We start from the raw sequence: 15,264 nt of genomic DNA on the forward strand, positions 1-15,264 counted from the left end.
CGGGCGGGGCGCGGGGCTGCCGGGTGTCGACGCCGCTCCCTTGTACCCGCCGGGAGTACGGTACGCAATATGTCTGAAATGCCCAATCGTCGCGCCGTACTCGGCGCCGGAATCGCCCTGGCGGGAACGGCGGGCCTCACCTCCCGGGCCACCGCCGCCCCGGCCACCCCTTCCCCGACCTCCGCCGCCCCCACCCCCGCGCGGCGCGCCGCCGACCAGTACGTCACACCCGACGGGCCGGAGGTCGTGGACGCCGAGGCCCGTCGGGGTACCGGCCCCGTGCGGAAGGTGGCACTCACCGCCACCGCGTCCCGCTGCGAACTGGGCGACGGCCTCACCGTCCCCACCTGGACGTACGGGGACCGACTGCCCGGTGAGGCGATCCGGGTCACGGCGGGCGACACCCTGGATCTGGCTCTGACCAACCATCTGCCGCAGGCCACCACGATGCACTGGCACGGCCTCGCCCTGCGCAACGACATGGACGGGGTGCCGGCGCTGACCCAGCAGCCGGTCGCGGCGGGAGCCGACTTCTCCTACCGGTTCGCCGCCACCCGGCCCGGGACGTACTGGATCCACCCGCACTCGGGCGTCCAGCTCGACCGGGGGCTGTACGCCCCGCTCATCGTCGACGACCCGAAGGAGCCGCTCGCGTACGACAAGGAGTGGATCGTCGTTCTCGACGACTGGCTCGACGGAGTGGAGGGCTCCACCCCCGACGCGGTCCTCGACGAACTCACCGAGGGCCGGGGCAGCGGCCACGACGCGGCCGGCCACAAGGCGGCCCGTCGTACCGGCGACGGCGACGCGCCCTCGCGGCTCCTGGTCGGCGCGAGCAGCGATCTGCTCGGCGGCCACGCCGGCGACGTCTCCTACCCGTACTACCTGGTCAACGGCCGCAGGGGGACCGACCCTTCGGTCTTCGAGGCCGGCCCCGGCGACCGCATCCGGCTGCGCATCATCAACGCCGGCGGGGACACCGCGTTCCGGCTCGCGCTCGGGGGCCACCGGATGACGGTCACGCACACGGACGGCTTCCCCGTGCGGCACACCGGGACCGACACCCTGCTGGTCGCCATGGGCGAGCGGTACGACGTGCTGGTGACCGCGGGGGACGGGGTGTTCCCGCTGACGGCGCTCGCCGAGGGCAAGGCCGCGTCGGCGATGGCCGTACTGAAGACGGGGCCGGGAACGATGCCGCCCGCCACGGTGCGTCCCGCGGAGCTGGACGGCGAACTGGTCACGGCCGGCCGGCTGGCCCCGGACGAGTCGGTGGCACTGGCGGAGCGCGAGCCCGACCGGACCGTACGCATGACGCTCACGGGTTCCATGGATGCCTACGACTGGGCCTTCGACGGCAAGCCCTACGACCCGGCGGTGCGACACCCCGTCAGGGCCGGGGAACGTGTGCGGCTGGTCTTCACCAACCGCACCTCCATGTGGCATCCGATCCATCTGCACGGCCATACGTTCGCACTGGCAAGGACAAGCGGCGGGGCGGCCCTCGGCGCGCGCAAGGACACGGCCGCCGTCCTGCCGGGCCGCTCGCTGACGGTCGACTTCGACGCGGACAACCCGGGACTGTGGATGCTGCACTGCCACAACGTCTACCACGCCGAAGCGGGGATGATGACGGTCCTCGGCTACCTGCGCTGACCCGCGGCGCACCCCGGTCAGGACGCGGCCCGTGGCCTTTGGACCGGGGTACGCCAGGACATAGCGTCAGTCAGACGATTACACTGGCCACGTGCCTCAACTACGTCTCGCACTCAATCAGATCGACGCGACCGTCGGAGACCTCGCCGGCAACTCCGAGTCGATCGTCCACTGGACCCGGCACGCCGCCGAGCAGGGCGCCCACCTGGTGGCGTTCCCCGAGATGGTGCTGACCGGATATCCCGTCGAGGACCTGGCCCTGCGGTCGTCCTTCGTCGAAGCCTCGCGGACGGCGCTGCGCGCGCTCGCCGCACGCCTCGCCGACGAGGGCTTCGGGGAAGTGCCGGTCCTCGTCGGCTACCTCGACCGCTCCGAGCACGCCGCGGCACGCTACGGCCAGCCCGCGGGTTCCCCGCGCAACGCCGCGGCCGTGCTGCACCGCGGGCAGGTCGCGCTGAACTTCGCCAAGCACCACCTGCCCAACTACGGCGTCTTCGACGAGTTCCGGTACTTCGTGCCGGGCGACTCGATGCCCGTCGTGCGGGTGCGCGGCGTCGATGTGGCCCTCGCGATCTGTGAGGACCTCTGGCAGGACGGCGGCCGCGTCCCGGCCACGCGCGCCGCCGGCGCCGGGCTGCTGCTGTCGATCAACGCCTCTCCGTACGAGCGCGACAAGGACGACACCCGGCTGGAGCTGGTCCGCAGGCGGGCCCGTGAGGCCGGCTGCACGACGGCCTACCTGGCGATGATCGGCGGCCAGGACGAGCTGGTCTTCGACGGGGACTCCATCGTGGTCGGCAAGGACGGCGACGTCATCGCCCGCGCCCCCCAGTTCGCCGAGGGCACCGTGATCCTCGACCTGGACCTGCCCGCCGCCGCGGCCGAGGCGCCGTCCGGGGTCGTCGACGACGGTCTGCGGATCGACCACGTGGTCCTGAGCGGGGAGCCGCTCCCGGCCTACGAACCCGAGCTGGCCGGCGGATACGCCGAGCGGCTGGACGACGACGAGGAGCTGTACTCGGCGCTGGTCGTGGGCCTGCGCGCGTACGCGGCGAAGAACGGTTTCAGCAGCGTCCTCGTCGGTCTCTCGGGCGGCATCGACTCGGCGCTCGTCGCGGCGATCGCCTGCGACGCGCTGGGAGCCCAGCACGTGTTCGGCATCTCGATGCCGTCGAAGTACTCCTCGGACCACTCCAAGGGCGACGCGGCGGAACTGGCCCGGCGCACGGGGCTGAACTTCCGCACCGTCCCGATCGAGCCGATGTTCGACGCGTACATGGGCTCGCTGGGGCTCACCGGGCTGGCGGAGGAGAACCTCCAGTCGCGGCTGCGCGGCACGATGCTGATGGCCGTCTCCAACCAGGAGGGGCAGATCGTGCTCGCGCCGGGCAACAAGTCCGAACTGGCGGTGGGCTATTCCACGCTGTACGGGGACTCCGTCGGCGCGTACGGGCCGATCAAGGACGTCTACAAGACCTCGGTGTTCCGCCTCGCGAAGTGGCGCAACCGAGCGGCCGAGGAGCGCGGGCAGACCCCGCCGATCCCGGAGGCGTCCATCACCAAGCCGCCGAGCGCCGAGCTGCGCCCGGACCAGGTGGACACGGACTCGCTGCCGGACTACGACGTGCTGGACCGGATCCTGGAGCTGTACGTCGACCGGGACCAGGGCCGGGACGCGATCGTGGCGGCCGGGTTCGACGACGCGCTGGTGACGAGGACGCTGCGGATGGTGGACACGGCGGAGTACAAGCGGCGGCAGTACCCGCCGGGCACGAAGATCTCACCCAAGGGCTTCGGCAAGGACCGCCGGCTGCCGATCACGAACCGGTGGCGCGAGTCGAGCTGACACGGGGGACGGTGAGCCGGTCCGTACACGCGGTGCCGCGCGGCACGGCGGGCGTCCGGAGGTGGGAACGGACCAGGGGACCGGTGATGCTGCCGGAAGGACGGGCCGGGGACGACATGTTGCCCGGGGCGCTTCGGCGTCCCGGGCGATCTGCGTGAACGGCGGCAGCGAGGCTCCCGGGCGGGAGAAGGGGTGGTCCGGTCCGGGCCCGAACACCCCTGGGAAACCGCGTCATCACCGGCCGCTCGGAGGGCGGCCCTGCCCGCTCAGGGGCCCTGCGGTGTGGCACAGGTCACCGGAACCCCTCGGACCGGCCGGAGAGGTAGGTGGTGTGAGCTGCAACGAACAGGAAGACCGGGAGCGCATGCGTGCACGGATCAGGGCGGGCGACCGCGAGGCGTTCGCCGCGCTCTACGAGGAGTACGCGCGGGCGGTGTACAACCACGCCTACCGGCTGACGGGTGACTGGTCGACGGCCGAGGAGGTTCTGTCCGAGACCTTCCTGGCCGCCTGGCGTACCCGCCACGCCGTCGAGCCGGAGGGCGACTCGCTGAGGCCGTGGCTGCTCGGGATCGCCACGAACAGGGCGCGCAACGCGAACCGCGGTACAGGGCGGCGCCTGGCCTTCCTGGCCCGTCGCCCCGCCCCGGAACCGGTGGCGGACATCGCGGACGCCACAGCCGGGCGCGTCGACGACGCACGGCGGCTCGCCGCGGTCCGGCAGGCGCTGGACGGGCTCCGCCGCCAGGAGCGTGAGGTGCTGGTCCTCTGCGTGTGGTCGGGGCTGGACTACGCCGGGGCCGCCGAGGCCCTGGGCATCCCCGTGGGCACGGTGCGCTCACGGCTGTCCCGTGCCCGCGACCGGCTGCGGCGGCTCACCGACGTGGAACTCGGCCGGACGCCGGGCGGCTCGGCGTGGGAAGCACGATCCGGAGAGACGGGCCGGTCCGCAGGGGAACCCCGCCCCGGCCGCGGAGAGGTAGGAAGCAGGGCCGCGTTCGTGGCCCTGCCCATCCAGGAGGAAGCCCGATGAACGACCGTACCTCCGGCCCCGGGCGGGCCGAACGCGAGGAACTGGCCCGGCTGTTGCCGGTCCCGGCCGAACGGGACCTGCCCCCGGGCCGTCATCTCCACCACAAGGACACCCTGATGCGTCTGATCGACCAGGACGGCGACCGCGCAACCGCACGCCCCCGCCTCCTGCGCCCCGCCGTCCTGCTGCCCGCCGCCGGACTGGCCCTGGGCGGGGTTCTGTTGACCACGCTCGCCGTGACCGGCCAGGGCAGCGCTCCGGCACCGTCCGCCTCGGGCACGGGTTCCCGGGCCACGGCCCCGCACGGCGCGGCGGTGCTGCTCGACCGGATCGCCCTGGCCGCCGGGAGGAGCGGCGGACGGACGGTCACCGGAGACCAGTTCGTATACGTCAGGACACTGGCGTCCGGGAACGAGGGGGAATTCGGCGGCCCCGTGAGAATGACCGAGCCCAGCGAGCGCGAGGTCTGGATGACGCAGAAGGCGGGACCGGTGATCGACGAGGGCCTGATCCACCAGGACGGCTCGTACATCCCGCTCGTCGTCGGCGTCCCGGACGGCGAGACCCCCGTCGGCTACCCGGCGGGCCTCAGCCGCCCGACGTACGCCTGGCTGGCCTCGCTGCCCACCGACCCCGACATCCTGCTCCGGCGCCTCACCACCGAGATCACCCGGGACCAGGACTCGCGTGACACCCCGGCCGAGGACCGGGACGAGGCGCGGGACGCCTTCGACGCCATCGGCGAGCTTCTGCGGGAGACGGTGATGCCTCCGAAGACAGCGGCCGCCCTCTACAAGGCCGCGGCGAGGATCCCCGGCGTCGCCGTGGACCCCGACGCGGTGGACGCGGCCGGCCGGCACGGGATCGGCGTGGCCCGCGACGACGTCCGGGCCGGCTGGCGCACCGCTTGGATCTTCGACTCGACCACCCTGGAGTACCTGGGTGAACGGACCTACCTCATCAGGGACACCTCCATGGGCAAGAAGGGCGCCCTGATCGGCGTGTCGGCGGTCCTGGAGCGTGCGGTCGTCGACGCCCTCCGCGAGAGGCCGTCGACGACGACGTGAGAGTCCGGGCCGGTGGGGGCGCGCGTCGCGCGCCCCCACCGGCCCGTCGTCGTGATCCGCAGCCCGTCGGGCCTTACGGCTCAGGCGTCCGAGGAGGAACGCGCCTCCGCGTACTCCCGCTCCTCGGTACGGGCGCCGGACGCCACCACACGCGAGGTGCCCGGGGTCCGGTCCAGCACTCCCGCCGTGACGGCCACGGCGAGCCCGGCCACGGCCAGCACCGCGCCGACCAGGGCCGGGGACGTCCAGCCCCAGCCCGCGGCGATGGCGACCCCGCCGAGCCAGGCCCCGCCCGCGTTGGCGAGGTTGAAGGCGGAGTGGTTGGAGGCGGACGCCAGGGTGGGGGCGTCCTTGGCCTTGTTCATGACGAGCATCTGCAGCGGTGTGGTCGTCATGAAGCCGATGCCGCCGAGCAGCATGACCATGACCAACGCGGCCCACTGCACGTGGACCGTGAAGGGGAAGACCACGAGGACGACGGCCAGGGCCGCCAGCGAGCCGTAGAGGGTGGGACGCAGCGCCCGGTCGGTCAGCGGTCCCGCGGCCAGCGCACCGAGGGTCATCCCGATGCCGAAGAGCGCGAGGACGAGCGTCACCGAGGACTCGCCGAAGCCCATCGCCTCGGTCGTCATGGACGAGAGGTAGGAGTAGACGGCGAAGACGCCCGCGAAGCCGAGGACGGCGGTGAGCAGGCCGAGCAGCACCTGCCGGTTGCCGAGCGCGCTCAGTTCACGGCGTACGTTCTGGTGCGCCTCGACGGGGATCTGCGGGACGAGACGGGCGAGCGCGGCCATGGCGGCCAGGCCGATCACGGCGACCACCATGAACGTGGCGCGCCAGCCGAGGTGCTGTCCCAGCAGGGTGGCCGCCGGTACGCCGACGATGTTGGCCACGGTCAGGCCGAGGAACATCGTGGCGACCGCGCGTGCCTGACGGCCGTCCGGCACGAGGCGGGCGGCGACGACCGCGCCGACGCCGAAGAAGGCCCCGTGCGGGAGCCCGGCCAGGAACCGGCCCGCCAGCAGCCAGCCGAAGTCGGGGGCGAAGGCGGAAGCGAGGTTGCCGACGGTGAAGACGGCCATCAGCAGCAGGAGCATCCGCTTGCGGGGGATCCTGGAACCGAGGCCGGTGAGCAGCGGGGCACCGAGGACGACGCCGATCGCGTACGCCGAGACGAGGTAACCGGCGGTGGGTACGGACGTTCCCAGATCGTCCGCGACGTTGGGCAGCAGGCCCATCATCACGAACTCGGTGGTGCCGATGCCGAAGGCGCTCACAGCGAGGGCGAGCAGGGCCAGGGGCATGGAAAGAACCTTTCGGGCAGGGGGCCACCCGGGGCCGTGGTGGGCCGGGTGGCGGCGGTGTGTGTGCGGGAGCGTCGGCTTCGTTGCCGGGACGGGTTATGTATCCCGTCGGAACAAAGTCTCTCAGACGTTTTATGCCCGGACGTGAACATGCCGTTGCGTCGGGGTGTGATGTGGGCGTCACTCGGTGGGTGCGGCTGCCCCGGAGGGCGTCGACGGCGCCGCGCCCGGGGACGCCGACAGCGCCCCCGCCGCCGCCGCGAGGGCCGCACACATCAACAGGGCGCTCACCCAGACCGGAGCACGGAAGCCGAAGTCCGCGCCGAGGGCCAGGCCGCCCAGCCAGGGGCCGGTCGCGGCGCCCACGTTGAAGGCCGCCGTCGCGAAGGAGCCCGCCATCGTCGGGGCGTCCGGGGCCAGGTGGAAGACCCGGGTGATCAGCGTCGTCCCCGTACCGAAGGCGAGTGCCCCCTGGAGCAGGACCAGGGCTAGCGCCGCCGCGGGGTGGGCGGCGGTCAGGGCCAGTGCGGCCCAGCCGAGGGCCAGGGCGGTCATGCCGAACCCGATGACCGCGTACGGGCGGGTGTCGGCCAGGCGCCCGGCCAGGGCGACACCCGCGAACGAACCGACGCCGAACAGTGCGAGGACCACGGGCACCCAGCCGGCACCGAAGCCGGTGACCCGGGTGACCAGCGGTTCCAGATAGGAGAACGTACAGAAGGTCGCCGCCTGGACGAGCGCCATGACCAGCAGCGTCAGCAGCAGCCGGGGCCGGGCCAGGACGCGCAGTTCACTCCGGGCGCTCACCTGCGGCGCGCCGTCGGGCCTGCCGCCCGGGACGGCCGGCAGCAGGGCGGCCGCGGCCGGTACGGAGACGAGCGCCACGGCCCAGAACGCCGAGCGCCAGCCCCACAGTTCGCCGAGCAGCGCCCCCGCCGGAACGCCCACCACACACGCGACGGTGACCCCGCCGACGACCACGGCGGTGGCCCGCGCCCGCTGGTGCGGGCCGACCATGGCCAGCGCGGTGACCAGCGCCACCGCCCAGAAACCGGCGTTGGCCAGCGCCCCCGCGACCCGGGTCGCGAGCAGCACCGCGTAACTGGAGGTCAGAGCGCCGACGACATGGACGGCGACGAAGACTCCGAGGAAGAACAGCAACGCCCCGCGCCGGGGCCAGGTGCGGCAGGCCAGCGCGGTGAGCGGCGCACCGACCACCATCCCGACCGCGAAGGCCGAGGTCAGCAGGCCGGCGGCGCCCAGTGAGACGTGCAGGTCACCGGCGATGCCCGAGAGCAGTCCGGACAGCATGAACTCCGATGTGCCCTGGGCGAAGACCGCGAGCCCGAGCACGTACACAGCGAATGGCATGAGAAGGGGACCCCTTGTACGGAACCGTCGGAGGAACGAGCGGTGTGCAGGGGATGCGGGCCGCGCCCGTCGTCACGCGCGGGAGCGCGAGGACGGCAACGCGGTGGAACGTCCGGTGTTCGTCACGGACATGAGGGTCGGCCCACACCGCCGTGGAAGATCCGGCGGTGGTCGACGGCCCGACGACCGGAGCCCGGTGACCGCTGGGGTCAGGGGCTTTCCGCGTCGGTGAACGGCCACCGGCGAACCGGCGGCCTGGGTCTGTCGGACTCCGGGCTGGACATGGGGGCGAGCGTACCGCCTGTCACGGGGACGCGGGGCTCACAGCTCCACGCGGGCCGCGATCGGGAGGTGGTCGCTGTCCGTGGCGGGGAGGGTCCAGGAGGCGAGGGGTTCGACTCCCCGCACCATGATCTGGTCGATGCGCGCCATCGGGAACGCGGCGGGCCAGCTGAAGCCGAATCCGTCGCCCGCCGCGCCCTGGGTGGAGCGCATCTGGGCGGTGACCGCGTTCAGCGAGCGGTCGTTCATCGTGCCGTTGAGGTCGCCGAGCAGCACGACCCGGTCCAGCGGTTCGTCGGAGATCGCCTCGCCCAGGGCGTCCGCGCTGTCATCCCGCTGGTTGGCGGTGAAACCCGCGTGCAGCTTGACCCGTACGGAGGGGAGGTGGGCGACGTACACCTTGACCGGGCCCTCGGGGGTCGTGACCGTGGCGCTCATCGCCCGGGTCCAGCCCAGCTTGATGTCGACGGGGCTGGAGTCCGTCACCGGGTACTTGCTCCACAGGCCGACGGTGCCCTGGACGGAGTGGTGCGGGTAGCGGTCGGCGAGCGCGTCCTCGTACGCCGCCACCTTGCCGCTCGGCAGTTCCTGCAGGGCGACGACGTCCGCGCCGGAGCCGGCGACCTGCTGGGCGGTGCCCGCGGGGTCGGGGTTGCCCGCGTTGACGTTGTGCGTGGCGACGGTGAGGTCACCGCCGGCGCCCGACTTGTCGGCGAACAGCAGACCGCCGAAGAGGTTGAGCCAGACGGCGACCGGCAGGACGAGTGCGATCAGTGCCGTCGCGGACCGGCGGACCAGGCCCAGGACCAGCAGAACCGGCACGAGCAGGCCGAACCAGGGCAGGAAGGTCTCGATGAGGCTGCCCAGGTTGCCGATCGTGTTGGGGATGTCCGAGTGGAGGACCAGCACGACGGTCAGGAGGACCGAGCAGAGCGCCAGGAGGATGCCGCGTCGCCAGATGCCCCGGTCGGAGGCCAGCCTGTGCCACAGGTTCCGCATTCCGGATCCCGTCCGCGGACCCGCGCCGGCGTCCTCGGTGTCCGCCCTGTACGCCTGCACCATTGCGCTCGTCCTCACTGCCTTGCCGTACACATCACCGCGCCCTTTGACCCTAGGCGATGGGTGACGCCGTTCCCGCCGTCGACGACGGCCGTACTGCCATCAGGACGACGGATGCGGTACGGCGGGTTCCTGGCAGGGCGGGAAGTTCCGGGTCTGTGACAGAACGATCACACGGGGGCCGCCGTCGTCCCCGCGGCCGCGGCCCGCGGTTCCGGTCCGCGTGGCGCGAGGCCCTGCAGGAGCGTCCGGATGATGCGGTCGGCGAGGTCCTCCGGGAGCGGGGCCTCGGGGCGGTGGACGGTGCGGACGAGCATCGGTCCCAGGAACAGGTCGTCCATGAGCTCCACGTCGAGGTCGTCACGGAGCTCCCCCGCGTCCACGGCCCGCCGCACGGCGGCCAGCATCGCGGCACGCCGGGGCGCGATGACGGTGCTCTGGTACTCGGTCCAGAGTCTGGGGTGCTTCTTCATCTGCACGAACACGTTGTGCAGGAGTGCGGAGGAGCGCTGGGCGAGACCGCGCGTGCGCATGGATTCCAGCATGACGCGCAGGTCGTCCAGACCGGCGGTGCCGGAGACGGTCGGGTCGGCGGGCTCGATGTCGCGGAGGACGTCGACGAAGAGCTCCTCCTTGCCGCTCCATCGGCGGTAGATGGTGGCCTTCCCGACCCCCGCGGTGCGGGCGATGCGCTCGATGGACAGGCCGTCGAGGGTCTCCCCCGCCTCCAGCAGCTGTACGACGGCGTCGAGGATCGCGCGTTCCACGGCCGCGCTGCGGGGTCGGCCGCGGCGCGGCTCCTCCTTCCGGCAGGGCGGATCCGCCGGACCGGCCGGGTCCCGCGCCGGGTTCTGTGCCGCCTGCCGCACGTGGGCCGCCTCTCGCTGCGCCGTCCGCCGCTCGCTGTTCGCCGTACACCTCGATTCTCGCCGACCGGCCGGGGGTGGGGCGACTCCCCCGGCCGGGGCTGCGGGTCAGGACTGGTGCGCGGGCTCCCCGACGGCCTGGGTGGCCCGGTCCGGTTCCCCCGGGGCCGGCCGCCGGCCGGGCAGGAACGCGGCCACCACCGCCGCACCGATCAGGGCGACCGCGGCCGAGCCGAGCGCGGTGACGTGCATCGCGCCGATGAACGCGTCGTTGGCCGCGGCGATCAGCGGCCTGCCCGCGGGCCCCAGCTTCTCCGCGACGCCCAGGGTCGCCTCGATGGACTCGCCGGCGACGTCCCTCGAGGCGACCGGCACGCCGTCGAGGTGGCCCTCGATGTCACCTCGGTAGACCGTGGAGAGCACCGAGCCGAGCACGGCGATACCGAGCGCTCCACCCACCTGGCGGAACGTGTTGTTGATCGCGGAGCCCGAGCCGGCCCGCTCGCGCGGCAGGGCCTGCATCACGGCGACGGTGACCGGCGGCATGATGTGCGCCATGCCGGTGCCCTGGACGAAGAAGACCAGGCACAGCACCCACAGCGGGGTGTCCGCGTCGAACAGCGCGAAGGCGGCGAGGCCCGCGGCGACGAGCAGCATGCCGACGGTGCAGACCGCCCGGGCCCCGAACCGGTCGACGACCAGGCGGGCGCGGGGCGCGAAGACCATCTGTGCGGCGGCGAGCGGCAGGATCAGCAGCCCGGACTCCAGGGCGGTGTAGCCGCGCACGCTCTGCAGGTAGAAGGCGGAGAAGAAGGTGACGCCCATCAGCGCGAAGAAGACCAGCGCGATGGCGGCGACGGCGGCGGAGAAGGCGGGCTCGCGGAAGTAGGAGATGTCGATGGACGGGTGACTGCTGCGCTTCTCGTGCCGGACGAAGGCCGTCAGGACCAGCAGGCCGCCGATCAGCGGTGCGAGGACGGTGACGTCGGTGAAGGAGGCCAGTTCACCGCCGCGGATGATGCCGTAGACCAGCAGGACCAGGCCGATGATGGACAGGACGACCCCGATCGGGTCGACGCGGCCGGGGGCGGGGTCCTTGGAGTCGGGCACGAGGACGGCCATGGCGATGAGCGCGACGACCACCACGGGCACGTTGACCAGGAAGATCGAGCCCCACCAGAAGTGCTCCAGGAGCAGACCGCCGGTGATCGGGCCGATCGCGATGCCGAGGCCGACGCTGCCGGCCCAGATGCCGATGGCCTTGGGCTGCTCGTCGCGCTCGAAGACGTTCATCAGGACGGCGAGGGTGGCGGGCATCACGAACGCCGCGCCGAAGCCCATCAGCGCGCGCCAGGTGATGAGCTCGCCGGGTGACGAGGAGAGCGCGGCCAGGGCCGAGCCGAGGCCGAAGACGAGGATCCCGGCCAGCAGGACCTTTTTGCGGCCTATGCGGTCGCCCAGAAGACCGGCCGTGAAGAGCAGGCCGGCGAAGACGAGCGTGTAGGAGTTGATCGCCCACTCGAGCTCGCTCTGGCTGGCGCCGATGCCGGTCGGCGCGGGGCTGGCGATCGTCTTGACCGCGACGTTCAGGATCGAGTTGTCCAGAACGACGATGAGCAGGCTGAACATGAGGACGCCGAGGATGGCCCAGCGGCGGCGGTGGACCGCCTCCGGGACGCGGGGCGCGGCGGCGGGGCCGCCGGACGGTATGGACATGGCCACGACTCTAACCACTTTCCAATACGGCACCGTCTCGTATTGGAAAGACTTTACCCGGTTGCCCGGCACCGTTCACCGGGCACGGTGGGCCCACTTCCCGGGAACGGTGCCGGGATGCCACCATGGAAGGGATCCGGGGACGCCGTCAGGGCGCCTCGAGATGACGAAGGAGCCGTTGGCCATGTCGCTTCAGGCTGCGCAGGACCAGTCCGCAACACCCCCCACGGGCCCCACTCCCGGCGCGGGCAAGGCGCTGTACGGAGGCACGAGCACCCGCCGCGTCAGCGTCCACGACATCGCCGCCGCCAGTGAGCGCGGCGAGAAGTGGCCGATGCTCACCGCCTACGACGCGATGACCGCGTCCATCTTCGACGAGGCCGGCATCCCCGTCATGCTCGTCGGCGACTCCATGGGCAACTGCCACCTCGGCTACGAGACCACGGTGCCCGTCACCATGGACGAGATGGCCATCCTCTCGGCCGCCGTGGTGCGGGGGACCAAGCGGGCCCTCATCGTCGCCGACCTGCCCTTCGGGGCGTACCAGGAGGGCCCGGTCCAGGCCCTGCGCAACGCCACCCGGCTGATCAAGGACGCCGGTGTGGGTGCGGTGAAGCTGGAGGGCGGCGAGCGCTCCCACGAGCAGATCCGGCTCCTCGTCGAGGCGGGCATCCCGGTCATGGGCCACATCGGCCTGACGCCGCAGTCCGTCAACGCCATGGGTTACCGCGTGCAGGGCCGGGGCGAGGAGGCCGCCCAGCAGCTGCTGCGCGACGCGAAGGCGGTCCAGGACGCGGGCGCCTTCGCCGTCGTCCTCGAACTCGTGCCGGCCGAGCTCGCCGCCGAGGTCACCCGCACCCTGCACATCCCGACCGTCGGCATCGGCGCCGGTCCCGACACGGACGCGCAGGTGCTGGTCTACACCGACATGGTCGGACTGACCGGCGGCAAGGTCCCGCGCTTCACCAAGCAGTACGCGAACATGCGCCAGGTGCTCACCGACGCCGCCAAGGAGTACGCCGAAGAGGTCGTCGGCGGCACGTTCCCGGCGGCGGAGCACACCTTCCACTGACGCCCACACACCACTGCCGCACCACCGACAGCCCGCCGACCTTCCCCCCTCGGCGGGCTGTCGCCTGCGCTCGGTCCCCTGTCAGCGACATGTCGGCGACTTGTCGGTGAGGGCTGGTGTCATGGTGTCCATGAAGAACGCGAAGAACCTCAGGGGCGGCACGAACGCCATCGAGGTACGGGGGCTGGTCAAGCACTACGGCGCCACGAAGGCACTGGACGGGGTGGACCTCGACGTGCGCGAGGGCACCGTCCTCGGTGTGCTCGGGCCCAACGGTGCCGGAAAGACCACCCTCGTACGCTGCCTGTCCACCCTGATCGTGCCGGACGCCGGGCATGCCGTCGTCGCCGGCTGCGACGTGGTCAGGCAGCCCCGGCAGCTCCGCCGCACCATCGGCCTGACCGGGCAGTACGCCTCGGTCGACGAGAAGCTCTCCGGCTGGGAGAACCTCTACATGATCGGGCGCCTGCTCGACCTGCCGCGCAAGAAGGCACGGGCCCGCGCCGACGAGCTGCTGGAGCGCTTCTCGCTCACCGATGCGGCCAGGAAGGCCGCGATGGACTACTCCGGCGGCATGCGGCGCCGGCTGGACCTGGCCGCCTCGATGATCGGCAGTCCGGCCGTGCTCTACCTGGACGAGCCGACGACGGGTCTCGACCCCCGTACCCGTAACGAGGTCTGGGAAGAGGTGCAGCGGATGGTCGCGGAGGGGGCGACCGTGCTGCTCACCACCCAGTACATGGAAGAGGCCGAACAGCTCGCCAGTGAGCTCACCGTCATCGACCGGGGGAAGATCATCGCCCGGGGCGGCGTCGACGAGCTCAAGGCCAAGGTCGGCGGCCGCACGCTGCAGATCCGGCCCTCCGACCCGGCCGAACTGGGCGCGATGGAAAGGGCGTTGCGGGAGAGCGGCCTCGACGGCATCGCGGGCGCCCAGACGGTCCCGGACGAGGGGCTGCTCCACGTGCAGATCCTCAGCGACGAGCAGCTCACCGCGGTGATCGGCCTGCTCGGCACCCGGGGCTTCCCGCTCGCCCATGTCGCCACCGCACTGCCCAGCCTGGACGAGGTGTTCCTCGCGGTCACGGGCGACAAGGCCACCGTCACCGGAACGATCCCCCAGGAGGTCGCGGCATGAGCACGACGACTCTGACGCCCGCACCCGCCGACGCGGTCGCGTCCGCACCGGACACGAAGCTCCACGACGAGGGCCGGATCGGGCTGCGGAACAACCTTCGCCACATCGGGGCGCTGGTGCGGCGCAATCTGCTCCAGATCAAGAAGGATCCGGAGTCGATGTTCGACGCCCTCCTGATGCCGGTCATCTTCACGCTGCTGTTCGTGTACGTCTTCGGCGGCTCGGTCGGCAGCAGCATGGGCGGCGGCCGGCAGGAGTACCTCAACTACCTGATCCCCGGCCTGATGGCGATGATGGGCATGAACATCGCCATGGCGGTCGGCGCAGGCGTCAACGACGACTTCCGCAAGGGGGTCATGGACCGGTTCCGCACGATGCCGATCGCCCGCTCCTCGGTGCTCATCGCGAAGATCGTGGTCGAACTCGGCAGGATGATGGTCGCCACGCTGATCCTGCTGGGCATGGGCTTCGCCCTGGGCATGGAGCTCCAGGAGTCGGTGCTCGGACTGATCGCGGCGATCGCCCTGTCGGCCGCGTTCGGCGCCGCCATCATGTGGATCTTCATCCTGCTCGGGCTGACCATGAAGACGGCCCAGGCGGTGCAGGGGATGGGGATGCTCGTGCTGATGCCGCTCCAGTTCGGTTCGTCCATCTTCGCGCCGACGGGGACCATGCCCGGCTGGCTCCGGACGTTCACCGACTACAACCCGCTGTCCAACCTGGCCGACTCCGCCCGTGCCCTGATGATGGGCGGTCCGCTGGCCCACTCGGTCTGGGTGACGCTCGGCTGGACCGTGGCCATCACCGCGGTGGTGGCCCCGCTCGCGGTGTCCAGGTTCCGCAAGAAGTCCTGA

The 15,264-nt window shown here is 72.0% G+C and carries 12 protein-coding genes; 7 read left to right on the plus strand and 5 right to left on the minus strand.

Annotated elements, in window-relative coordinates; genetic code table 11:
• The first annotated feature begins 69 nt into the window (after positions 1-69).
• The 4 genes from JOC24_RS09905 to JOC24_RS09920 all read left to right on the plus strand — a co-directional run bounded on the left by JOC24_RS09905 (position 70) and on the right by JOC24_RS09920 (position 5,602).
• Positions 70-1,656, plus strand: a complete 1,587-nt coding sequence (locus JOC24_RS09905) for a multicopper oxidase family protein (RefSeq protein ID WP_205019761.1) — start codon at positions 70-72, stop codon at positions 1,654-1,656.
• Positions 1,657-1,747: 91 nt separating this feature from the next.
• Complete coding sequence (locus JOC24_RS09910; protein ID WP_205019762.1) at positions 1,748-3,502, plus strand: NAD+ synthase; 1,755 nt, start codon at positions 1,748-1,750, stop codon at positions 3,500-3,502.
• Between the two features lie 364 nt (positions 3,503-3,866).
• Positions 3,867-4,535, plus strand: coding sequence for an RNA polymerase sigma factor (locus JOC24_RS09915; protein ID WP_205020021.1), 669 nt, complete (start codon positions 3,867-3,869; stop codon positions 4,533-4,535).
• Positions 4,532-5,602: a CU044_5270 family protein gene (locus tag JOC24_RS09920; RefSeq protein ID WP_205019763.1), complete on the plus strand. Its 1,071-nt coding sequence runs from the start codon at positions 4,532-4,534 to the stop codon at positions 5,600-5,602. The genes JOC24_RS09915 and JOC24_RS09920 overlap by 4 nt, the downstream gene beginning before the upstream one ends.
• An 80-nt stretch (positions 5,603-5,682) precedes the next feature.
• On the opposite strand, the gene JOC24_RS09925 is transcribed toward JOC24_RS09920, so the two are convergent.
• The 5 genes from JOC24_RS09925 to JOC24_RS09945 all read right to left on the minus strand — a co-directional run bounded on the left by JOC24_RS09925 (position 5,683) and on the right by JOC24_RS09945 (position 12,200).
• A complete protein-coding gene (locus tag JOC24_RS09925) occupies positions 5,683-6,906 on the minus strand; it encodes an MFS transporter (protein WP_205019764.1) in 1,224 nt (407 codons plus the stop codon).
• Positions 6,907-7,086: 180 nt separating this feature from the next.
• On the minus strand, positions 7,087-8,277 hold the full coding sequence (locus JOC24_RS09930; protein ID WP_205019765.1) for a Cmx/CmrA family chloramphenicol efflux MFS transporter: 1,191 nt from the start codon (positions 8,275-8,277) through the stop codon (positions 7,087-7,089).
• A 321-nt stretch (positions 8,278-8,598) separates the two neighbouring features.
• Entirely contained in the window at positions 8,599-9,558 is a 960-nt protein-coding gene (locus JOC24_RS09935; RefSeq protein WP_374104490.1) for an endonuclease/exonuclease/phosphatase family protein, read from the minus strand.
• 230 nt (positions 9,559-9,788) lie between these two features.
• Complete coding sequence (locus JOC24_RS09940; RefSeq protein WP_205019768.1) at positions 9,789-10,487, minus strand: TetR/AcrR family transcriptional regulator; 699 nt, start codon at positions 10,485-10,487, stop codon at positions 9,789-9,791.
• Positions 10,488-10,592: 105 nt separating this feature from the next.
• Positions 10,593-12,200: an MFS transporter gene (locus JOC24_RS09945; protein ID WP_205019769.1), complete on the minus strand. Its 1,608-nt coding sequence runs from the start codon at positions 12,198-12,200 to the stop codon at positions 10,593-10,595.
• Between the two features lie 184 nt (positions 12,201-12,384).
• Here JOC24_RS09945 and panB point away from each other — a divergent pair, with 184 nt between their 5' ends.
• The 3 genes from panB to JOC24_RS09960 all read left to right on the plus strand — a co-directional run bounded on the left by panB (position 12,385) and on the right by JOC24_RS09960 (position 15,264).
• On the plus strand, positions 12,385-13,272 hold the full coding sequence (panB, locus tag JOC24_RS09950) for a 3-methyl-2-oxobutanoate hydroxymethyltransferase (RefSeq protein WP_205019773.1): 888 nt from the start codon (positions 12,385-12,387) through the stop codon (positions 13,270-13,272).
• A gap of 121 nt (positions 13,273-13,393) precedes the next feature.
• A complete protein-coding gene (locus JOC24_RS09955) occupies positions 13,394-14,410 on the plus strand; it encodes an ATP-binding cassette domain-containing protein (protein ID WP_205019777.1) in 1,017 nt (338 codons plus the stop codon).
• Positions 14,407-15,264, plus strand: a complete 858-nt coding sequence (locus JOC24_RS09960) for an ABC transporter permease (protein WP_205019778.1) — start codon at positions 14,407-14,409, stop codon at positions 15,262-15,264. Before JOC24_RS09955 ends, JOC24_RS09960 begins: the two co-directional genes overlap by 4 nt.

This window comes from Streptomyces sp. HB132, assembly GCF_016909575.1.
GTDB lineage: Bacteria > Actinomycetota > Actinomycetes > Streptomycetales > Streptomycetaceae > Streptomyces.